This is a genomic window from Microbacterium sp. Marseille-Q6648 (assembly GCF_943181415.1).
Lineage (GTDB): Bacteria > Actinomycetota > Actinomycetes > Actinomycetales > Microbacteriaceae > Microbacterium.
In genome coordinates, this window is record NZ_CALPBZ010000001.1 from 1,495,363 (window position 1) to 1,515,761 (window position 20,399).

The window sequence follows — 20,399 nt, forward strand, 5'->3', positions numbered from 1 at the left end:
GCATGTGAAATGTTCTCGACCATAATTACTTATGAATGTAAGCCGTAACGGGGCAGTTACATTTCCTACGTTGAGCCCGCGGGGCGTCGCGCATCACGACTGAGGGTAGGCGGCGCCGCGCAGCCGAGGCAGGACCGCGCGTCCGAGCAGATCGATGCCCTCGCCCTCGTCGAGCCCGTGGGGTGTGCCGAACTCGATGCGATCGACCCCGGCATCGATGAGGCGCTGCGCCTGTGCCGCGACGTCCTCCGGATCGCCTGCGAAGGCGAAGAGATCCAGGACGTCGTCCGGGATCAGCGCCCCGGGATCGTCGTGACCGTCGCGGAGCCGATCGCGGAGCCCGTCCAGCAGGCCCTCGGGCAGCTCGACGGTGACGTCGAGTTCGGCGACCACGTCCAGGTACATCGCCACTTCGCGTCGAGCCGCCCGTCGGGCGAGCCGGCGATCGCGGTCGACCACCGTCACCGCTCCGAGGACGATTCCCACGTCGCTCACCGGACGACCGGCCGCGTCAGCGCCCGCCCGCACCCGCTCCCGGGTCACGCCGATCATCGCCGGGTTCGCGGACCCCCCGATCTTTATCTCGTCCGCGAATCGGCCCGCGATCGCCGCTCCCCGGGGTCCCCACGAGCCGACGAGCATCGGCAGCGGGCGGGTTGCGCCGACCAGGCGCGCACCGGCATCCACCCGGAAGTGCTCGCCCTCGTATCCGCGGCCGTCTCCCGCGAGCAGCGCGTCGATCACGCCGATGGCATCGCGCAGCTGAGCGAGCGGCCGCTGCGGTTCGAGCCCCACGGATCCGAGCCAGGAACCCCGTGCGAGGCCGACGTAGGCCCTGCCCCCGCTGTGGTCGTCCAGGAGCGCGGCCTGGTTCGCGATCTCGTACGGGTGCAGGGTGAACGGGTTCCAGCAGGCGCATCCCAGCCGGATGCGTCTGGTCGCCCATGCCATCTCCATCAGCGGGACGATGGCCGATTGGTACATCAGATCGCTGAACACCGTCACACCGGAGAATCCCCGCTCCTCTGCCAAGGTGGCCAGTCGGGCGTAGGCTCCGCGCGGCTTGTCCGTCTGCAGCCCGAGCGTGATCGGAACGCCGTCGCCGGTCACGTCAGATCACCCGAGCGCAGTCGCGACACCCCGGTTCGCTCGATCCTCATGATCAGCCTCTCGTCCGGGTCGGGGCACGCGACGAAGCTGTCACGCTCGAGCCAGTCGGCCTCCGGCATCCGGCGCTGCTTCGCCGGAAGCAGCGGCAGAACCGCGGCCAGGGCGTAGAGGCAGAAGTGCCCGCCCTCGGGTATCCGCACGCGGTTGCTCTCGGTCACGGTGAACCGGTCCCCCGGGTGCAGCCCGCACACCGGGCGTCCTTCGACGCGATCGACGACGACCTCGAGGTCGAACAGCTCCATGTCGGCGTCGGGCTCGCTCACTCGTTCTCCCTGTCGTCGCGCACGATGACGCCGTTCTTCATGACCATCCCGATCCCGCGGAGCGCCGAGATGTCATCGAGCGGGTTCCCGCGCATCGCGATGAGGTCGGCCCGCTTGCCGACCGCGATGCTCCCGGTCTGCGCGTCGATCCCGAGCCAGCGAGCGGGCGAGAGGGTGGCGGCCCGCAGCGTCGCTGCGCGGTCGAGGCCGAATGCGTGCATGTGCTCGAGCTCACGCACCACCGCCGTGGTGCCCTCGAACGCCCAGAACGGCGGCATGTCGCTGCCCAGGAGCACCTCGACCCCGGCTTCCAGGGCCATCCGGTACGACGCGACATGGCGCTCCCCCGCCCCCAGTGAGCGCTCCTGCATCCAGGCGGGGACGCCGAGCTCATCGAAGAACGCACTCGCGCGTGTCACGACCAGGGTCGGAACCAGCGCCGTGCCCTGCGCGGCCATCGCGGCGCACACGTCCGGTGTCAGTTCGTAGCCGTGCTCGATGCCGTCGATCCCGAGCGAGACCGCCTCGGCGATGACGTCCGCGGGACCGGCGTGGGCGGTCACCTTCCGTCCCCAGGCATGGGCCGTCGAGATGGCCGCGGCCATCTCGTCCCGAGTGAGCTGGGGCGTCGAGATCGTCTCGTGCTCGCCGGCGATGCCGCCGGAGATCATCAGCTTGATGAGGTCGGCACCCGCTTTGATCTGCGCGCGCACACCGTGGGTGAACGCATCGGCCCCGTCGCACTCGAGAGTGTCGTCCGAACCGCTGCCGTGACCGCCGGTGCACGCCAGGGCGCGCCCGGCGGTGTAGATGCGAGGGCCCTGGACCCATCCCGCGTCGATCGCCCGTCGCAGGGCGAAGTCCGCATGGCCCTTCTCGGCCACGCACCGCACCGTCGTGACTCCGCTGTGCAAGGTGCGGCGAGCACCGTCGGCCATGTAGAGCGCGAGACCCGCCTCGCCGAACGCCTCGACATCGGCGCCGCTGGGACCCGGCAGAGACAGCGAGAAGTGGGTGTGCATGTTGATGAGCCCCGGAAGGACGTACGCGCCGTCCAGGTCGGCGGTCGGCACCTGCGCGCCCTCCGAGGCGTCCTCGGCGATGCGCTCGATCAGGCCGTCCCGCACGAGGATGGACGTGCTCGGGCCCACCGTGCCGTCGACGACGTCGACGACACGGACGTTCCGCAGCACCGCATCCCCCCGCGTCGCCCACCGGGGTACGGCACCACCGACCGACGTCATGCTTCCACCAGCGCCTCTGCCGCGACGAAGTGCCCCGGCCCGCACGGCACCAGGCGGGCCTCGGACTCCGCGACCTCGACCCGCTCCCGGCGCTCGGGTTCGGCGGGCATGGGCGCATCGCGACCGAGCCGCGGGATCGCGCCGATGAGCGCCCGGGTGTACGGATGCTGCGGGCGCTCCCACAGCTGGTCGGTCGGGCCCACCTCGACGATCCGGCCGAAGTACATCACGGCGATCCGATCGGCGATCACCCGCAGACCCGACAGGTCGTGCGAGATCATCAGCAGCGCGGCGCCCCGCGCGGAAGCGGTCTCGGACAGCAGTCCCGCGACCTGCAGGCGGGTGGAGGCGTCGAGCGCCGAGACCGGTTCATCGGCGACGATCACGCGCGGCTCGGACGCGAGAGCCCGCGCGATGGCGATCCGCTGCCGCTGGCCGCCGGAGAACTGATGAGGGAATCGCGCCGCAGCCGCGGCGGGGAGACCCACCGCTTCGAGGAGCTCGCCCACCCGTGCGGCGGCTCCGCTCCGGGCTGCGATGGCATCCTGCAGCTGCCGGCCGATGCGTCGGCGGGGGTTGAGCGAGGAGTAGGGGTCCTGGAAGACCATCTGCACCGCCCGGTCGGCCCGAGGCCGCGCGCGGCGGCCGAGCGGAGCGATGGCGCGGCCGTCGACACGCACCTCGCCGGCGGCCAGCGGGTTGAGTCCCACGATGGCGCGGCCGAGCGAGGATTTGCCGCACCCGGACTCGCCGACCAGCCCGAGCACCTCGCCGGCGGCGACGTCGAGGGTCACTCCCGACACCGCACGGACGGACGGTCGGCCGGGAACCTTGTACTCGACGACGACGTCGTCCACCTCGAGCGCCGTCATCGCGCCCCCTCCGTATCGGGCAGCGCCTCCACGAGCGCTCGCGTGTAGGCATGCTGCGGATCGGCGAGCACGTCGCGGCTCGGCCCGGACTCCACGACCCGCCCGTCCCGCATGACGTACAGGCGATCCGAGACGACGTTCATGACCGCCAGGTCGTGGGTGATGAAGAGCATGGCCATCCCCGACTCCCGCCGGAGGTCCTCCAGCAGCCGGAGGATTCCCGCCTGGACGGTGACGTCGAGCGCGGTCGTCACCTCATCGGCGATGAGGAGTTCGGGTTCGCACGCCAGCGCCGAGGCGATGGCGATCCGCTGACGCATGCCCCCCGAGAACCGATGCGGGTAGGAGCGCACCGCCAGATGCGGGTCGGGGATGCGCACCCGGTCGAGCAGCTCGACGGCGCGTTCGCGGGCTTGACGACGCGTCATCGCCCGGTGGACCCTCTGGTGTTCGGTGAGCTGTCGCTCGATCGTCAGCATGGGATGGAGCGAGGTCATCGGGTCCTGGAAGACCACCGCGACCCGATCGCCGCGAAGCCGGCGCAGTTCGCCCGCACTGAGCGCCAGGACATCGCGCCCGTCGAAGCGGACCTGTCCGCTCGCCGCGGCACCGTGGGGGACGAACCCGAGCGCGGTGAGCGCGGTCAGCGTCTTGCCGCTGCCGCTCTCGCCCGCCAGGCCGACGACCTCCCCCGGGCCGACGGTGATGTCCACTCCGTCGACGAGCGCACGCCCGCCGAGCTCGATGCGGAGACCGGAGATGTCCAGAAGCGCACTCATCACAGCTCCATCGCCTGGACGGCGCGCGACGTGCGCGGATCGAGGGCGTCCCTGAGAGAGTCGCCGATGAAGTTGAACGCCAGGACGACGCTCAGGATGGCCACGCCCGGGAAGAGCGCCACCCAGTAGTTGTAGAACACGCGCGAGCCCTCCGACACCATCGCGCCCCACTCCGGGGTCGGCGGAACCGCTCCGAGCCCCAGATAGCTGAGACCGCTGAGCAGCAGGATGGCGTTGCCGAGTTCGAGGGTGCAGATCACCGCGATCGGGCCCAGGATGTTGGGAGCGATGTCTCGGCGCAGCGTCGTGAAGGACGACGCGCCGATCAGCCGCGAGGCCGCGATGAAGTTGCTGTCGCGCAGCCCCAGCACCAGGGATCGCGTCACGCGGGCGTAGGCGGGCCACGAGACCACCACGATCGCCAGCACGGCGTTGACCAGCGAGGGGCCGAGGGCGGCGGACACCGCCATCGCCAGGATGATCGCCGGGAAGGCGAAGAAGAGGTCCACGATGCGCATCAGCACGGCGTCGACCAGGCCGCCGAAGTAGCCCGCGATCGCTCCGACCGTCGCTCCGATCAGGAGCGAGAGTGCGACGAGCATGACGGCGATGGGGATGCTGATGCGGGCACCGTGGATCACGCGGGACAGCACATCCCGCCCGACGCCGTCGGTGCCGAAGGGATGCGCCAGCGACGGCGGCAGGAAGCGGGCCGAGTCCTGCGCGAGCGGATCGTACGGCGAGAGCAGGGGGCCGAACAGGATGACCAGCACCCAGAAGGCGATGATCACGATCCCGAGGATGGCCAGCGGGCGCCGCCAGGCGGCGGGCAGCCGCCAGCGCGGCATCCACTTCCTCGACTCGACATCGCGGATCGGGTCGACAGCCTCGAGGGCCTTCTCTGTGGTGGTCATGCGCGGCGGATCCTCGGATCGATGACCCCGTACAGGATGTCGGTGATCAGGTTGACGAAGATGTAGATGAGGGCGACGAAGATCGTCACTCCCACGATGGCGGACAGGTCGAGTGTGGATGCCGCCCGGTACGCGTAGGACCCGATACCGGGCCACGCGAAGATCTGCTCGACGAGCACCGTACCGGCCAGCAGCGAGGCGAACGCGGTGCCCACCACCGTGATGACGGGCACGAGGGCGCCGCGCAGCACGTGCCCGAAGACGACCGTGCGGGAGCTCAGCCCCTTCGCCTCGGCGGCGCGGATGTACTCCTGTCCCAGCACGTCGAGCACGGAGGCCCGGGTGAAGCGCATGAGGAGGCCGACCATGGGCGCCGAGAGCACGATGGCGGGAAGGATCAGGTGGGTGACCGCCTGTGTGAAGAGGTCGAGATCGCCCACGAGCAGCGAGTCGATCGTGAAGAATCCGGTGACACGCGGCGGGGGGATCGCCCCGGCATCCAGCCTTCCCGAAGAGGGGAACCAGCGCAGCTGCGTGGAGAAGACGGCCGTGGCGATGAGGGCGAACCAGAAGATCGGGATCGAGACGCCGCCCAGGCTGACCGCGCGCAGGACGTTGTCCACCGGACCGTTGGCGCGCAGCGCCGCGACGATGCCCAGCCCGCCGCCCACGATGACCGCGATGAGCGTCGCGAAGAGGGCCAGCTCCGCAGAGGCGGGGCCGAACAGCTGGAGGTCGACGAGGACCGGTCGCGTCGTCTGGATCGAGGTGCCCAGATCGCCGCGGACGATGCCTCCGAGGTAGATGAAGAACTGCTCCCAGAGAGGCCGGTCCAGCCCCATCCGCTCGCGCATGGCGGCGACCAGTTCCGGGTCTGCGGCGGCGCGCTCGCCGAGCCGCGCCGTCGCGGCGTCACCGGGGAGCACCGCGGTGAGGACGAAGGCGACGAGAACCGTCCCCACGACCAGGAGGGCCGCGGCTCCGAGCCGTTTGCCGATGAAGAGCACCACAGGTCGACCTCGTTCTCGTGGGGGGAGGGATGCGGTGCCCCCGGGTGGTGGACCGGGGGCACCGCTCGCGCGTCAGCGACCGATGGCGGCGATGTCGAGCGAGAACACCGGGTCGTAGCGCACCTCGCCGACGGACGAGGCTGCCACGACCGAAGCGGCGGGCTGGAAGAGGGGCACGATGACCCCCTCCGCGTTGTGCAGCTCCTGGAACTCACGGTACAGAGTCTCGCGGGCATCGGCGTCGGTCTCGGTCGACACCTCGGCCATGACCGCCTCGAGCTCGGGCGCCGAGCCGGCCGTCCAGCCGGCGCGCTCGCCCACGATCCCGCCGGGACCGAAGGCGAGGTAGTCGGCGGAATCCGGGTAGTCCGGGTTCCACAGCCACAGGCCCATCTCCTCCTGACCCGCGCGGTAGCTCTCGAGGGTCGTCGAGATCGGACCGGGCGCGAGGTTCACGGTGATCCCGACCTCGGCCAGCTGCGCCGCGATGCGCTCGGCGAACGGGCCCATGCTCAGGCCGTTGCTCGAGAAGTCGCTGGCGTACTCGAGCTCCACGGTGACATCGCCGCCGAGCCGCTCGACCGCAGCGGTGGCTCGCTCGACGTCGCGCTGGATCGCCGCGTCGGCATCGAGGGCGCCCACGTAGAACGACGGAACGATTCCGTACGAGCGCTCCGCGCCCTCACCGGCGAGTTCGACGATCGCGTCGCGATCGAGCCCGTACATGACCGCCTCGCGGAAGTCCGGGGACGACGTGATCTCGGACACCTCGGGGTTGGCGTTGAGGAAGAAGAAGAAGATCGTCGGCGACTGCGACGTGCTGACGATGACGTCTTCGCCGAGCCCGGCGATCTGGTCGGATCCGAGATCCAGGGCGACGTGCGCGGTGCCGCTCTGGACGTCCATGAGCTGCGCCTCGGCGGTGGCGTTGCGGAGCACGACGCGGTCGTACACCGGCGCCTCGCCCCAGTACTCCGGGTTGGCGACGAGGACCGTCTCGGTGGTCGTGTCGAAGGACTCGAGCATGTACGGGCCGCTGCCGGCCGACGTCTCGTTCAGGAAGGCCTCGGCGGTGTCGGCTTCCGCGGCACCCTCGGCAGCGGTGCCGCCGTTCTCCTCCACGAGCGCGCTGTTGACGATGCCGAGCGTGGGGCTCGTCACGATCGCGGGCACGGCGGTGTTGGGGGCATCCGACGTGATGATCACCGTGGACTCGTCGGGGGCCTCGACCGAGAGACCGGCCATGAGGAACGAGCCGTTGCCCTGGATGTTCTTCACGCGGTCGAGCGAGAACACGACATCCGCGGATGTCAGCGGCGTGCCGTCCGAGAACGTGATGCCGTCGCGGATCGTGAACGTGTACTCGGTCGCGTCATCGTTGACGGACCACTCGGAGGCGACGCTCGGCAGCGGCTCCTCGGCGTTTCCGTCCTCGAAGGTGAGCAGGCTGTCGTAGACGGCGTGCAGCACGATGCCGCCCGTCGTCTCGAACATGCGAGCCGGGTCGGCGGTCACCAGGTCGAACGACTTGTCGATGATCAGCGACTCGACCTCGGCACCACCGTCGGGGTCGGTGGCGTCGCCTTCGATGTCAGGGGCGGCACAGGCGCTGAACGCCAGTGCGGAGGCGGCGAGAATCGCAGCCGCTCCGATCAGCCGGGGGGACAGTTTCATTTCGGATCCTCTTTCTGGTGGGGGGTGTGCGACGGCGGGCCGGGGAGGACGTCCTCGTGGTTGTGCACCATGAGCCAGCGCCCGTCGCGGCGCTGCCATACGCCGGTGTTGCGCACCCGCTCATCGGATGCGCCGGGGTCGGTGAAACGCACGGTGAAGGTGTGGCGGACGACGGCGATGTCACCGAAGACGTCGATCACCGGCTCCGTCGTGACGTCGATGCCCGCGACAGCTGCCACGCTGCCGGCCGGGCGGGAATCCCGAAGCTGGTTCAAACCGGAGAGGCCGTGGACGAGCGGCTCGTGCTCGGTGTCCTACAGCGTGACGTCATCGGCGATGAAGGAGTCGGCGCGCGCGCGATCGGACGCCATGTAGGCGTCGTACATCTCGTAGACGGCGTCCCGCAGCCACGTCACATCGGCCGCGCTCACAGTCCGAGCTCCGCGGTGACGACGTCGAGTTCGTCGATGATCGCGCCGATGCGGGCCAGGCGCTCCTCGCCCTCGGCGCCGAGCTGCGCGAACGACGTGAGCGGCGGCCGGACGGTGCCGACCGGGTAGCCGGCCCGCGCCGCGAGGCGCTTCGAGTAGCACTGGTGCCCATAGGTGGGGTGTCCTGCGGCGATGATCGCGTCGAGGCGCTTGATGAGCCCGTCGATTCGACGCGCGTCGTCGATGCGCCCGGCTTCGAGCAGGTTCCAGATGCCCGCCGACGCCCGCGGGATGTAGTTGCCGTAGGGGTTCACATAGCCCTCGGCGCCGAGCAGGAACGAGTCGACGACCCGCTCCCCGGCGTAGACCGTGATGTCGTCGCCTGCGAGATCGATCACATCCCGCACCCGCGCGATGTCCTGCGAGGACTCCTTGATGTACGAGACCGTGGCGAAGTCCTTGGCCAGCCTGGCGACCAGCTCGGCGCTCAGGTCCACGTTCGACGTGACCGGGTTGTTGTAGAGCATGATCGGCAGGTCCTGCGCGGCGACGATCGCCTCGAAGTAGCGGTAGACCTCGTCGTCGGTGGGCGTGTAGTAGTACGGCGAGATGATCATGAGACCGTCCGCTCCCAGATCACGCGCCTCGACGCTCTGCGCCACGGCCTTCTTCGTCGACGCGTCGGCCGTGCCGATGAGGACGGGGATCCGTCCGTCGATGTGAGCCACCGTCTCCCGGATGAGGATGCGCCGCTCCTCGGGTGTCACAGTCAGGAATTCACCCGTGGTGCCGAGCATGATGATTCCCGGCACACCCTCGTGCAGCTGCCAGTCCAGGAAGGCCTTGAGGCGATCGACGTCGATCGCGCTCAGGTCCTCGGTGAACGGAGTGACGGCGACGGTATAGGAACCGGTGAACTTCTCAGCCATGGATGACCTCTCTGCGCACACATGTACGTATTGTGAACGCCAGGATACGGTGTTCTCATGACAAATCGAAAGACCGACGGCGAAGTCTTCGATGTCGCCGTCGTCGGCGGTGGCGCGAGCGGAACGGCCGCCGCGTACCACCTGAGCGCGGAAGGGCGCTCGGTCGTGCTCCTCGATCGCCATGACATGAACACCGAGGCGTCCGGGCGCAACGCCGGCAGCCTCCACGGCCAGATCCAGCACGAGCCCTTCCTCGAAGAGGGCGAGGATTGGGCGCGCGGGTGGCTGCCGGCGCTGCGCTTCCTCGCCGACTCGCTTCGCCTGTGGGACACCCTGGGCGAGGAGCTCGGCACCGACCTGCAGGTCGGCAAGAAGGGCGGTCTGCTCATCGCCGACGAAGAGCACCAGCTGCCGGCGATCGAGGCCAAGGTCGCGTTCGAGAACAGCGTGGGCATCGACAGCCGGATGCTGTCCGCGGATGACGTCAAGCAGCTCGCGCCGTGGGTCACCGACGACGTGGTGGGTGGTGAGTTGTGCCCCATCGAGGGCAAGGCGAATCCCCTCCTGGTGGCCCCCGCGTTCGCCCGCCGCGCCGTCGCGCAGGGCGCCGTGCTGATGCCCCGGTCGCCGGTCGAGGGGTTCCGCGAGGAGCGCGGCCTGCACATCCTCCGCACCCCGAGGGGTGAGGTCGTCGCCCGCCAGGTCGTGCTCGCGGGCGGGGACGGGATGCCGGCGCTCGGCCGGCATTTCGGCCTCGACCTGCCGATCTCCAGCGGCGCCGTCCAGGTGAGCGTCACCGAGCGCATCGACCCCATGGTCTCGCACCTGGTGTACTACGCGGGCGGCAAGCTGACGTTCAAGCAGGCGCAGTCCGGCACCCTCCTCATCGGCGGTGGGTGGCCGGCCCGCCGGAACGCCGCCGGCGAGTGGGTGGTCAACCCGGAGTCGCTTCGCGCCAACCTGGCGATGGCCACGCGCATCGCCCCGTCGATCGCCGATGTGTCGCTGCTGCGCACGTGGGTGGGAATCGGAAACGGCACCCCCGACCACAGCCCGATCATCGGGGCCGTCCCGGGCCACCCCGGAGTATGGCTCGGCTTCTACCCGTACATGGGGTTCACGGCATCCCCGCTGATGGGACGCATCCTGAGCGATCTGGTGCTGGGACGCGACCCGGACCGTGATCTGACGCCGTTCGCGCCCGACCGGTTCTAGGGCGAGGCCGCGGGTCGGCGAGCCACGACGGATGCCGGACCGCCCGCGGCGCGCGCGAGCACCGGCCCCGCTCACGGCGCTGCGACGTCGCCGAGGGGAACGGGCTTGACCGGGGCCTGCGGAGCGAAGCCGGAGCGCTCCGAGACCGGCGCGCCCTGAAGCCTGGCCTCCATCTCCATGAGCACCGGCCCGCAGTAGCGACCCTGGCACTTGCCCATGCCCGCGCGAGTGACCCGCTTGACGGCTCCGGGCGACGAGACCCCCTCCGTCATCGCGTCGACGAGGTCGCCGTGCGTCACACCCTCGCATCGGCACACGACGGTCGACGGCTCGGCGAGCTGATCGGTCAGCACCGGCGCGGCGAAGAGCGCGTTGACCCCCTCCTGGAACGAGAGGTGGCGTCGTGCCGCGCGCAGCACCCGCTTGTCCGCCGACGCCGGACGCGCGTGCAGGTCGGCGATGATCGCCGCTGCGGCGAGCGCGCCCTGCACCTGGGCGTACTTGGCTCCGCGCACTCCGGCCGAATCGCCGATCGCCCAGACCGTCGGCACCGAGGTGCGGCCGGTTTCGTCGGTCGCCGTCCGGAGCGCGCCGCGCGCGAGGTCGTACTCGTGACGGCAGCCGAGGCTCCGCGCGAGGTCGTTGCTCGGCAGGAAGCCGTAGCCGAGGCAGACGGCGTCGACGTCGAATGAGCGGGGGGATCCGATGGCGCGTCCTTCCGCGTCCCGTCGCGCGATCGTCGCGCGGCGCACCCCCTTGTCGGCATCGCCCTCCAGCGAGGTGACGACCGAGCCGGGCAGGATGGGCACGCGCCGGCGGGCGAGTCCCGCGAGGTAGCCGATTCCGTCGCGGGTGAGACCGGGGGCGTTCCACGCCATGCGGATGCCCGCCGCGGCGCGCATCGGAGAGAGGAACGCGGCGGCCTCGACGAGCGCGACGACGTCGACGCCGGCAGCGGCGAGCTCCGCGGCGAGCTGGATGTTGAGCGGGCCGTTGCCTGCGACGAGCACCCGCGACCCCGGGGCGACCTGGTACGAGCGCAGGAGGGTCTGGCCGGCGCCGGTGGTCATGACCCCCGGCAGCGTCCACCCGGGGATCGGCACGCCCCGCTCGTAGGCGCCCGCCGCGAGCACGAGGCGGCGGGGGCGGATCACCCACCGTTCGGTGTCGGAACGCGCCATCAGGCGATCGGCCTCGAACGCGGCCCATACCGAGACGCCCAGAAGGATCTCCGCCCCCGCGCCGCGGGCGGCCTCGATCAGCCGGCGGCCGGCGGTGTACTGCCCGTCGAGTCGGTCGGGGTCGACGGGGAAGGCGGCGTCGGGCTGCTTGTAGAACTGACCGCCGAGCTTCTTGCGCTCGTCCACGACGAGCACATCGACTCCGCCTGCGGCGAGGTCTCGGGCTGCGGCGAGACCTGCGGGGCCCGCGCCGATGACGAGGACGTCCGGCGTGAGCTCGGACTCGGGCCGGGGCGCGGTCACCTCGGTGGGGACGCGCCGGCGGGATGCCTGGGTCTCGACGACCTGTCCCGCACGCGCCGGTGTGACGCACGCGAGGACGCCTTCGCGGTGGTCGACCGTGACCGCGCATTCGTGGCACACGCCCATGCCGCACCACACGCCGCGAAGGTCTCCGCGGTCGTCGCGGCGATTGCCGAGCTCGCCCGCCGCCACCATGGCCGAGGCGACGGTGTCGGATGCCGCGACGGGCACGTCACGGCCTTCGTACTTCAGGGATCCGGACTCGTCGGCGGCACCGATGCCGGGGGACGTCACCCGCATGCGCTCTCCTCTTCGGGGTGGGCGTCGGTGCCGTTCACGATCCGTCGGCACGTTCGCAGTACGAACTGTTCGTCGCAAAACGAACACTACCGCGTAAGCTCGGGGGTGTCGTCTCGCACCCACCCCGCTGGAGGTCACTCATGGATTCTGCACTCGCCGCGCACCGGATCCCGTCACCCCGATGACCGAGCTCGCAGGCCGCACCATCCTCGTGACCGGCGCGTCCGCCGGCATCGGACGCGCGATCGTCGAACGCCTCGCGCCGACGGGTGCGCGCGTCGTCGCGCACTATCGCACGAACGAGGACGCAGCGCGCGAGGCAACGGCGCAGTTCCCGGCCGGTGCGGCGCATCTGGTCAGGGCCGACCTGTCGTCGCCCACCGGTTCCACCGACCTGTGGCGGGCGGCCACGGCGTGGGCCGGCCGCATCGACGTCGTCGTCCTCAACGCCGCCGTCATGCCGAAGGCAGAACTCGACGCACCCGACGACGTGTGGGAGGCGGCTCTCGACGAGGCGCTCCAGGTGAACACCCGCAGCCAGCTCGGACTCCTGCGGCATTCCGTCGCGCACTTCCTCGACACCGGCGGCGGGTCGATCGTCGGACTCAGCAGCTGGGCTGCCCAGCGCGGTGCGGGCAACGCCAACCTCGCCGTGTACGCGGCATCCAAAGCGGCCACCGCCGCCGCGATCAAGACGATCGCCCGCGCCTATGCCGCGCAGGGTGTGCTCGCGTACCTCATCGCACCCGGCGTCGTCGACACGCAGATGTCGGCGGCCGCGGGTGAGGATCGCGGCGGACGTCAGGCGCTCCTCCAGACGCTCGCCATGCAGGAGATGGTCCCGCCGGCCGAGATCGCAGAGCTGGTCGCCCTCCTCGCGAGCGGACGCACGCGCCATCTGAGCGGCGCCACGATCGATGTGAACGGCGCCTCCTACATCCGCTGAGGGGCCGCCCGAGAGTGTCGATGGTTCGTTCTGCGCACACTTCTCAGTAAGGTGAATCGATCCTGCAGTGCCGCGACCACTCCTGAGGGAGCACGACATGAACGACGAAGAGCCCCGGCAGCCCTCGGGCGAGTTCGTCCAATCGCTCGCACGCGGACTCGCCGTCATCCGGGCCTTCTCGGATGAGCGCACGATGCTCACCCTCGCCGATGTGGCGCGCATCGCGGGCCTCAGCCGGGCCTCGGCACGACGCTCGCTGCTGACGCTGGAGACGCTGGGTTACGTGGGCATGCAGCAGAACAGGTTCTACCTGCGGCCCCGCGTGCTGGATCTGGGCTACGCGTTCCTGTCGTCGTCGTCGAGTGTCGACATCACCCAGGATCATCTCCGCAAGCTCTCCGCGCGCTTGGGCGAGTCGTGCTCGGCGTGCGAGTACGACGACGGCGACATCGTCTACGTGGCCCGCGCCGCCGCCGAATCGGTCATGCCCCTGCGCGTCAGCATCGGCCGCCGCATCCCCGCCTTCTGCACCTCGACGGGACGCGTGCTCCTCTCGGCGATGGAACCGGACGAACTGGACGAGTTCTTCCGGACGTATCCGCGGGAGAAGTTCACACCCCAGACCGTGACCGACGAGGGCGAACTGCGGGAGCGCATCGCCGAAGTGCGCGCGCAGGGATGGGCGCTGAACAATCAGGAGCTCGATCTGGGCGCCCGGTCGATCGCGGCGCCCGTCGTCGACAAGCGCACGGGTGAGTACATCAGCGCTGTCAACGTGACCGTGTCGACATCGCGCGTCTCGGTCGAGGAGCTGATCGAGACCTGTCTGCAGCCGCTGCTCGAGGCGACGGCGCAGATCAGCTCCGACATCGCCCTCATGGGCACGCACCGCTGACGGAGCGCCCGGCCTCAGCTTTCGACGTCGGCGCGGGTGTCCAGGATCCGCGAGAGGAATCGGCGCGTCCGCTCCTCGCGGGGGGTGTCGAGGACCTGCGCGGCGGCGCCGACCTCGACGATGCGCCCCTCGTCCATGAACACGACCCGGTCGGCCACCTCGCGTGCGAACTCGATCTCGTGCGTCACGACGATCATCGTGAGCCCCTCCGAGGCGAGCCGGCGCATGACGGAGAGGACCTCCCCCACCGTCTCGGGATCGAGGGCCGATGTCGGCTCGTCGAACAGCATGACCTTCGGACGCATCGCGAGCGCGCGTGCGATCGCCGCGCGCTGCTGCTGACCGCCGGAGAGCTGCCGCGGATAGGTCGACTCCTTGCCCTCGAGACGCACCCATTGCAGAAGCTGCTGCGCATGGGCCTGCGCCTCGGCGCGGGGTGTGCCGAGCACCTGGGTGGGCGCTTCGACGATGTTCTCGAGCACGGTCATGTGTCCGAAGAGGTTGAAGCTCTGGAACACCATGCCGATCTCGGTGCGCTGACGCGCCAGCTCGGCGGGTGCGATCTCGACCAGCTGCCCCCGGCTCTCACGGACGCCGACGATCTCGCCGTCCAGGCGGACGACTCCCGCGTCGGGGCGCTCGAGGTGGTTGACGCAGCGCAGGAGCGTCGACTTGCCCGAACCGGACGGACCGATGACGCAGACGACCTCGCCAGGGAAGACCTCGAGGTCGACGCCGTGCAGCACCTCGAGGGGTCCGAAGCTCTTGCTGACGGACTCGATGCGGATGATCGGGTCGGCGACGGTGCTCATGAGCGTGGAGCCTCCTGGGGCGTGTATGGCATCGGCGTCCTGCGCACCAGCATCCGCCTCAGCTTCGTGGCGTAGGTGTCGGGCGCGCTCCGGGTCGCCCCGCGGGCGTAGTGCCGTTCGATGTAGCTCTGGCCGATGGAGAGGACCGTCGTGAGGGCGAGGTACCAGATGCACGCGACGACGAGGAGCGGGATGGTCTCGAACGTGCGCGCGTAGATGACCTGCACCGTGTAGAGGAGCTCGCTGATCGCGACGATGCTCACCAGGCTCGTGCCCTTGAGCATGGAGATCACCTGATTGCCCGTCGGCGGCACGATCACGCGCATCGCCTGCGGAAGCACGATGCGACGCATCGCTCGCCGGCGCGACATGCCGAGGGCCGCGGCCGCTTCGCCCTGCCCCTGGTCGACGGACTGGATGCCGGCGCGGATGATCTCCGACATGTACGCGCCCTCGTTGAGACCGAGCCCCAGCATCGCCGCGACCATCGACGTGATGACGGTGTTGGTGTCGAACTCGACGAACTGCGGGCCGAAGGGGATGCCGATCGACAGCGTCGGGAGGAAGCTCGCGAGGTTGTACCAGAACAGCAGCTGCACGAGCAGCGGCGTACCCCGGAACAGCCAGATGTAGCCGTCGGCGGCGGCGTTGAGAAGAAGGCTGTTGGAGATCTTCATGAGGGCGAGGATCAGCCCGATGAGGCATCCGAGGATCATCGCGACGGCGGTGAGGAGAAGGGTCAGCAGAACCCCGTCCAGCACCTTGGCGTTGAAAAGGTACTCCCCCACGACGTCCCATCGCATGGCGTCGGCGGTGAGGAACTTCGACACGATCTCGAGGACGATGAGCACGACCAGGATGCGCAGCGCCCAGCCGCCGATCCGGCCCGCGATGCGGCGGCCGCTGTGGACGCGGACCTGCTTGCGCGACGACTCACGTCCGATCTGGAGCGTGGTCGTGAGCGGGCCGCGGACGGGCCCGCGCTCAGGCGCGTCGTCGCTCATAGAGGTCCTCGGTCGTCGTGTTCCGCATCCCGCGCGGGCCCACCGGCAGCGAAAGGGGGAACGGGACGGGGCGCTCGGCCGCGCGTCCCGTCGAGATGGCGAAACCCGCGCCGTGCGAACGTGCCGAGCTCGTCGGGACGCGACTGTCGTCGAGGCTCCGCAGAGCCGTCCAGCCGCCTTCCATCGCGAGAACGGAGCCCGACACATGGGCGGACGAGTCCGAAGCGAGGAACGTCACGGCGGAGGAGCACTCCACACCGGTGGCTTCGACGACGTTCACGCGGACTCCGAACGGCTGCATGTCGGCCGCGACGCTGCGCAGCATGCCGCTGGGCGTCCCCTCCGCCGACGAGGGCCCGCCCCCGCGACCTGCACAGGATGGCCGCGGGGACGAGATCGAGATGATGGATCCCCGACGGCGTGCCGCCATCGCGGGGAGGAACGGTCGGATCGCTTCCAGACACGACGAGACGGGCGAAGGAAGATCGTCGCCGCACTGGATCAGGACGTCCGTCTCGGGGAAGACCGCGGCGAGGTCGACGAGGTCCTCGGTGCATGACACGGGGAACGGGCGGATGCGAAAGCGCGCGTCGCCCCCGAAGCACGCCTCGAGCCGTTCGGCGTCCCCGTCGACGACGACGACGCGCGCGCCGAGGCTCGCGAGCGTGGTCGCGGCGGCGACGCCACGGTCCTGGTTCGCTCCGAGGACGAGCGCGATCCGCCCGGAGAGTCTGGAGGATCTTCTGTCTGCCCCTGCGGGCCGTGCGAATGCCATGACTGTCGATGCAGGCGGACCGGCGTCAGCCGGAAACGTCGGGGTTGGCGACGGCTTCGTCGAGGAGACCGAAGTCGATGTCCCAGAAGCCCATGATCGTCTCGTACGAACCGTCTTCGATGAGCTTGTTCATCGCGGCCGTGATCGCCTCCGTCATGCCGGAATCGCGGCTGACGGCGACCCCCTCGAGGTTGGGCTGATAGTCCAGCGGCTGGATCTCGAAGCCTTCGGCGCTGCTGTCCTCGCGCAGGAGCCACGAGAGCTGGCCCTTAGCCGTCATGAACGCGTCGATGCGATCCGAGCTCACCGCCAGCTGCGCGGCGCCTTGCTGCGGGAAGGAGTCGATCGTCGGAGCCGACTCGCCCGCGTCCTCGCAGAGGGTGACGATCTCCTCCATCTGGATGAGGAACGCCGATCCCGCGAGGGCGCCCACGCGGAGGCCGCAGAGGTCTTCCGGCGCGCTGATGCTGAGGCCCGCACCTTCCTTCGTGATCACGCCCGTCGTGCTCTCGTGCACCGCGACGATGTCGACGACTTCGAGTCGCTCCGGCGTTGCGATGATCGATGCCCACGAGGTGTCGTAGCGACCGTTCTCGATGCCGGGGATGAAGGTGTCGAACGCCCCCGATACCTCGGCCTGGTATTCGAGCCCGAGGAGTCCGGCCACGGCGCGGCCGAGGTCGGGTCCCCACCCGGTGATCTCGTCGTCCTCCCCCAAGAAGGTGTCGGCCGGCGCGTTGTCGAACTGGATGGCCGTGAGCGTGCCGCGATCGACGACCTCCTGCGGCACGAGCGCGGCGAGGTCGTCATCCTTCTCGATCACCACACCCGCGACCTCCACACTCGCTGCGTCCGTCTCAGCGGAGTCGCCGCCGGTGGAGGCGCTGGTGCAGCCGGCGAGGACGAGGCCTGACGCGGCAGCGGCTGCGAGGCCGATGAGAATCCGGCGGGGTGCGATGAAGCTGTTCATCGAGACTTCTCCTTCGACGTTCGGGCGGAGCGCCGCGTGATGGCAGGGCGGGACTGATTGGCGCCATCATGGGTGCGTGTTCGGTGTACGCACGAGTGTTCACTATGCGTTCGTTCGTGTCAACCACCTCGGGCGAGTCGTTCACGGTGCACGACGACGCAACCCCCGCTCCGACGGGAGCAGGGGTTGATGAAGGGACGGGCAGACGCGCGCGTCAGGTGAAGGACTCGACGACGACGTTGCGGTGATAGTCGAAGATGATGTTGGTCCTCGTCGAGGCCACACGAGGATGACCCGAGATGTTCTCGACGACGAACCGCCGCAGAGCAGACGAGTCCTCCACCGCGACGTGGACGATGAAGTCGTCGACGCCGCCCAGGAAGAACATCTGCACGACCTCCGGAAACGTTCGCGTCTGCTCGGCGAAATCGACGATGCTCTCCTGCCGGGCCCCGGGCCGCAGCGTGACGCCGATGAGCGCCTGGAATCCGTGACCCAGTTTGGCTGCGTCGACACTGGTGACGAAGCCCGTGATGACGCCTCGCTCGACCAGCCCGCGCATTCGCCCGTGGGCCGTCGAAGGCGCGATGCCCACTCGGGCGGCGAGTTCTGCGTTGGTCATGCGCCCGTCGTCGGCGAGGGCATCCAGAATGCGACGATCGATGTCGTCGACCTCGTCGGCGCGCAGATGCTTCATCACATCACCCTGCTCTCGATTGCAGAACGCATTTTCTGCGAGTTATTGCAGATTCGGCGAATCTTCGTCGAAAGAATACTGCGTCTGCGGTCGTTCGTTCACCATTTCGTTGTGAGCGGAAAGGACCGTGGATGATGCGCATCGGCGTACCGGCAGAGATCAAGAACAACGAGGACCGGGTGGCAGCGACGCCCGAGATGGTGGACACCCTCACCCGCCACGGGCACGAGGTGCTGATCGAAAGCGGGGCGGGCGCGGGTTCGCGCATCACCGACGAAGCCTTCGCGGGCGCGGGCGCCCGGATCGTGGCGACGGCGGACGAGGTGTGGGAGCGAGCCGACCTGCTGCTGAAGGTGAAGGAGCCCATTGCGGAGGAGTTCCCGCGAATGAGAGAGGGGCAGGTGCTGTTCACCTACCTGCATCTCGCTGCGTCTCGACAGTGCGCTCAGGCGCTGCTCGCCAGCAAGACCACGGCGATCGCGTACGAGACGGTGCAGCTGCAGGACGGCAGCCTGCCCCTGCTGGCTCCGATGAGCGCGGTGGCAGGCCGACTCTCCATCCAGGTCGGCGCGTACCACCTCATGCGACCGGCCGGCGGGCGCGGAACCCTCTTGGGCGGCGTCGCCGGCACCCGCAAGGCGAAGGTCGTGGTGATCGGCGGGGGCGTCGCGGGCGAAAGCGCTGCGCGCAACGCCGTCGGACTGGGCGCCGACGTCACCGTGATCGACCTCTCGCTGAATCGGCTGAAGACACTCGAGTCCGACCTCTCGGGCCACGTGCAGACGCGCCACTCCTCGAATCTCGAGATCGCGCGGCAGCTCGCGGACGCCGACCTCGTCATCGGGTCCGTTCTGATCCCCGGCGCCGCCGCGCCGAAGCTCGTCACGGACGAGATGGTCGCGGGTATGAAGGCGGGCGCGGTCCTCGTCGACATCGCGATCGATCAGGGCGGGTGCTTCGAGGGGTCACGACCCACCACTCACGACGAGCCGACCTTCGCCGTTCACGACACCACGTTCTACTGCGTGGCGAACATGCCCGGGGCCGTACCCGAGACCAGCACCATGGCGCTCACGAATGCGACGGCGCCCTACGTCCTCGCCCTGGCGAACCGGGGTTGGCGGAACGCCCTGGCCGCGGACGAAGCGCTCGCGCGGGGTCTCAGCACGCACGAGGGCGTACTGACGAATGCCAGCGTCGCCGACGCTCTCGACCTCGCACATGTCCCCACCGCGTCGCTCCTGCAGGCCGCGTGAATCAGGACATGCCCAACGAGCACGCCGAGGAGTCGCCCGAACTCATCGCGGACGATCTGGCGATCCGGCGTCTGTCGCACGAGTACGCGGTGGCCCTCGACACCGATGACCGGGCACGGTGGCGCGCGCTCTTCGCCCCGCACATCGCGCTCGAGAGCGGCGACACCGTTCGCGGTCACGCGGACGTCCTGCGGATCCCCGAGGATCAGCTGCGCCGCTACGACCGGACGATGCATCTCGTCACGACGCAGCGGATCGATCTTCACGGCGACACGGCGACCGGGATCGTCTACTGCACCGCACACCACCTCTATCGGGACCACCATCAGAACGGCAGATTCCCGTTCGATCTCGACCATGCGTTCCTCATCCGCTACGAGGACGAGTACGCGCGGATCGACGGCCGCTGGCTGTTCACCCGTCGACGGATCTGCACCGAGGCGCGGTGGGTCCAGCAGGTCATTCCGCCGCCCGTGGATGCGCCAAACGACGAAACCCCCGGCGAACCGGGGGTTTGAATCTGTAGCGGGAGCGGGGCTTGAACCCGCGACCTCACGATTATGAGTCGTGCGCTCTCACCAACTGAGCTACCCCGCCGCACGGCATCCGCGTCGCGACGATGGATGCTGCGAGCCCCGAGTCAGGATTGAACTGACGACCCCTTCCTTACCATGGAAGTGCTCTGCCACTGAGCTATCGGGGCGTGCTGCCTGCGAGCAGGCAACTAGAAGAGAATACCAGAGCCGCGGCATCCTGCTG

Annotated in this window: 21 protein-coding genes and 2 tRNA genes; 5 read left to right on the plus strand and 18 right to left on the minus strand. The window is 69.4% G+C overall.

Features of this window, described 5'->3' with window-relative positions:
- Positions 1-93: 93 nt before the first annotated feature.
- The 10 genes from NFR93_RS07130 to NFR93_RS07175 form a co-directional block, all read right to left on the minus strand.
- Positions 94-1,110, minus strand: coding sequence for an LLM class flavin-dependent oxidoreductase (locus tag NFR93_RS07130; RefSeq protein ID WP_251451237.1), 1,017 nt, complete (start codon positions 1,108-1,110; stop codon positions 94-96).
- Positions 1,107-1,433 carry a TIGR04076 family protein gene (locus NFR93_RS07135; RefSeq protein ID WP_251451239.1) on the minus strand — a complete coding sequence of 109 codons (327 nt, stop codon included), beginning with the start codon at positions 1,431-1,433 and terminating at the stop codon, positions 1,107-1,109. Before NFR93_RS07135 ends, NFR93_RS07130 begins: the two co-directional genes overlap by 4 nt.
- The gene (locus NFR93_RS07140) at positions 1,430-2,677 is read right to left on the minus strand and encodes a metal-dependent hydrolase family protein (RefSeq protein WP_251451241.1); all 1,248 of its coding nucleotides are present in this window, start codon (positions 2,675-2,677) and stop codon (positions 1,430-1,432) included. Before NFR93_RS07140 ends, NFR93_RS07135 begins: the two co-directional genes overlap by 4 nt.
- Entirely contained in the window at positions 2,674-3,549 is an 876-nt protein-coding gene (locus NFR93_RS07145) for an ABC transporter ATP-binding protein (RefSeq protein WP_251451243.1), read from the minus strand. Before NFR93_RS07145 ends, NFR93_RS07140 begins: the two co-directional genes overlap by 4 nt.
- Entirely contained in the window at positions 3,546-4,328 is a 783-nt protein-coding gene (locus NFR93_RS07150; protein WP_251451245.1) for an ABC transporter ATP-binding protein, read from the minus strand. The genes NFR93_RS07145 and NFR93_RS07150 overlap by 4 nt, the downstream gene beginning before the upstream one ends.
- Positions 4,328-5,242 carry an ABC transporter permease gene (locus NFR93_RS07155; RefSeq protein ID WP_251451247.1) on the minus strand — a complete coding sequence of 305 codons (915 nt, stop codon included), beginning with the start codon at positions 5,240-5,242 and terminating at the stop codon, positions 4,328-4,330. Before NFR93_RS07155 ends, NFR93_RS07150 begins: the two co-directional genes overlap by 1 nt.
- Complete coding sequence (locus NFR93_RS07160) at positions 5,239-6,252, minus strand: ABC transporter permease (RefSeq protein ID WP_251451249.1); 1,014 nt, start codon at positions 6,250-6,252, stop codon at positions 5,239-5,241. Before NFR93_RS07160 ends, NFR93_RS07155 begins: the two co-directional genes overlap by 4 nt.
- Before the next feature lie 72 nt (positions 6,253-6,324).
- Positions 6,325-7,926, minus strand: coding sequence for an ABC transporter substrate-binding protein (locus NFR93_RS07165; RefSeq protein ID WP_251451251.1), 1,602 nt, complete (start codon positions 7,924-7,926; stop codon positions 6,325-6,327).
- On the minus strand, positions 7,923-8,165 hold the full coding sequence (locus tag NFR93_RS07170; RefSeq protein ID WP_251451253.1) for a nuclear transport factor 2 family protein: 243 nt from the start codon (positions 8,163-8,165) through the stop codon (positions 7,923-7,925). The genes NFR93_RS07165 and NFR93_RS07170 overlap by 4 nt, the downstream gene beginning before the upstream one ends.
- Positions 8,166-8,353: 188 nt before the next feature.
- Positions 8,354-9,286, minus strand: coding sequence for a dihydrodipicolinate synthase family protein (locus NFR93_RS07175; protein ID WP_251451254.1), 933 nt, complete (start codon positions 9,284-9,286; stop codon positions 8,354-8,356).
- Positions 9,287-9,343: 57 nt separating this feature from the next.
- Here NFR93_RS07175 and NFR93_RS07180 point away from each other — a divergent pair, with 57 nt between their 5' ends.
- A complete protein-coding gene (locus NFR93_RS07180; RefSeq protein WP_251451255.1) occupies positions 9,344-10,501 on the plus strand; it encodes an NAD(P)/FAD-dependent oxidoreductase in 1,158 nt (385 codons plus the stop codon).
- 71 nt (positions 10,502-10,572) lie between these two features.
- Here NFR93_RS07180 and NFR93_RS07185 read toward each other — a convergent pair whose 3' ends face one another.
- Positions 10,573-12,285, minus strand: coding sequence for an FAD-dependent oxidoreductase (locus NFR93_RS07185; RefSeq protein WP_251451256.1), 1,713 nt, complete (start codon positions 12,283-12,285; stop codon positions 10,573-10,575).
- 181 nt (positions 12,286-12,466) lie between these two features.
- On the opposite strand from NFR93_RS07185, the gene NFR93_RS07190 reads away from it, so the two are divergent.
- Both NFR93_RS07190 and NFR93_RS07195 read left to right on the plus strand, forming a co-directional pair.
- Positions 12,467-13,231 carry an SDR family NAD(P)-dependent oxidoreductase gene (locus tag NFR93_RS07190; protein ID WP_251451257.1) on the plus strand — a complete coding sequence of 255 codons (765 nt, stop codon included), beginning with the start codon at positions 12,467-12,469 and terminating at the stop codon, positions 13,229-13,231.
- Between the two features lie 97 nt (positions 13,232-13,328).
- Positions 13,329-14,126 carry an IclR family transcriptional regulator domain-containing protein gene (locus NFR93_RS07195; RefSeq protein WP_251451259.1) on the plus strand — a complete coding sequence of 266 codons (798 nt, stop codon included), beginning with the start codon at positions 13,329-13,331 and terminating at the stop codon, positions 14,124-14,126.
- Between the two features lie 14 nt (positions 14,127-14,140).
- Here NFR93_RS07195 and NFR93_RS07200 read toward each other — a convergent pair whose 3' ends face one another.
- From NFR93_RS07200 to NFR93_RS07220, 5 genes are all read right to left on the minus strand, one after another.
- Positions 14,141-14,938: an amino acid ABC transporter ATP-binding protein gene (locus tag NFR93_RS07200; RefSeq protein WP_285814548.1), complete on the minus strand. Its 798-nt coding sequence runs from the start codon at positions 14,936-14,938 to the stop codon at positions 14,141-14,143.
- Positions 14,935-15,942, minus strand: a complete 1,008-nt coding sequence (locus NFR93_RS07205; RefSeq protein ID WP_251451261.1) for an amino acid ABC transporter permease — start codon at positions 15,940-15,942, stop codon at positions 14,935-14,937. Before NFR93_RS07205 ends, NFR93_RS07200 begins: the two co-directional genes overlap by 4 nt.
- Positions 15,923-16,717, minus strand: coding sequence for an SDR family NAD(P)-dependent oxidoreductase (locus tag NFR93_RS07210; RefSeq protein ID WP_251451263.1), 795 nt, complete (start codon positions 16,715-16,717; stop codon positions 15,923-15,925). The genes NFR93_RS07205 and NFR93_RS07210 overlap by 20 nt, the downstream gene beginning before the upstream one ends.
- A 25-nt stretch (positions 16,718-16,742) precedes the next feature.
- A complete protein-coding gene (locus tag NFR93_RS07215) occupies positions 16,743-17,687 on the minus strand; it encodes a transporter substrate-binding domain-containing protein (RefSeq protein ID WP_251451264.1) in 945 nt (314 codons plus the stop codon).
- A gap of 214 nt (positions 17,688-17,901) precedes the next feature.
- Positions 17,902-18,384 (minus strand): Lrp/AsnC family transcriptional regulator, encoded by a 483-nt coding sequence (locus NFR93_RS07220; protein WP_251451265.1) that lies wholly within the window; start codon positions 18,382-18,384, stop codon positions 17,902-17,904.
- A 134-nt stretch (positions 18,385-18,518) separates the two neighbouring features.
- Here NFR93_RS07220 and ald point away from each other — a divergent pair, with 134 nt between their 5' ends.
- The gene (gene ald / locus NFR93_RS07225) at positions 18,519-19,640 is read left to right on the plus strand and encodes an alanine dehydrogenase (RefSeq protein ID WP_251451566.1); all 1,122 of its coding nucleotides are present in this window, start codon (positions 18,519-18,521) and stop codon (positions 19,638-19,640) included.
- Positions 19,641-19,648: 8 nt separating this feature from the next.
- Complete coding sequence (locus NFR93_RS07230) at positions 19,649-20,158, plus strand: nuclear transport factor 2 family protein (protein ID WP_251451266.1); 510 nt, start codon at positions 19,649-19,651, stop codon at positions 20,156-20,158.
- A 5-nt stretch (positions 20,159-20,163) separates the two neighbouring features.
- Here the strand turns inward: NFR93_RS07230 and NFR93_RS07235 are convergent.
- Positions 20,164-20,237 (minus strand) — tRNA-Met (locus NFR93_RS07235).
- A 34-nt stretch (positions 20,238-20,271) separates the two neighbouring features.
- Positions 20,272-20,343, minus strand: a tRNA-Thr gene (locus tag NFR93_RS07240).
- Between the last annotated feature and the right edge of the window lie 56 nt (positions 20,344-20,399).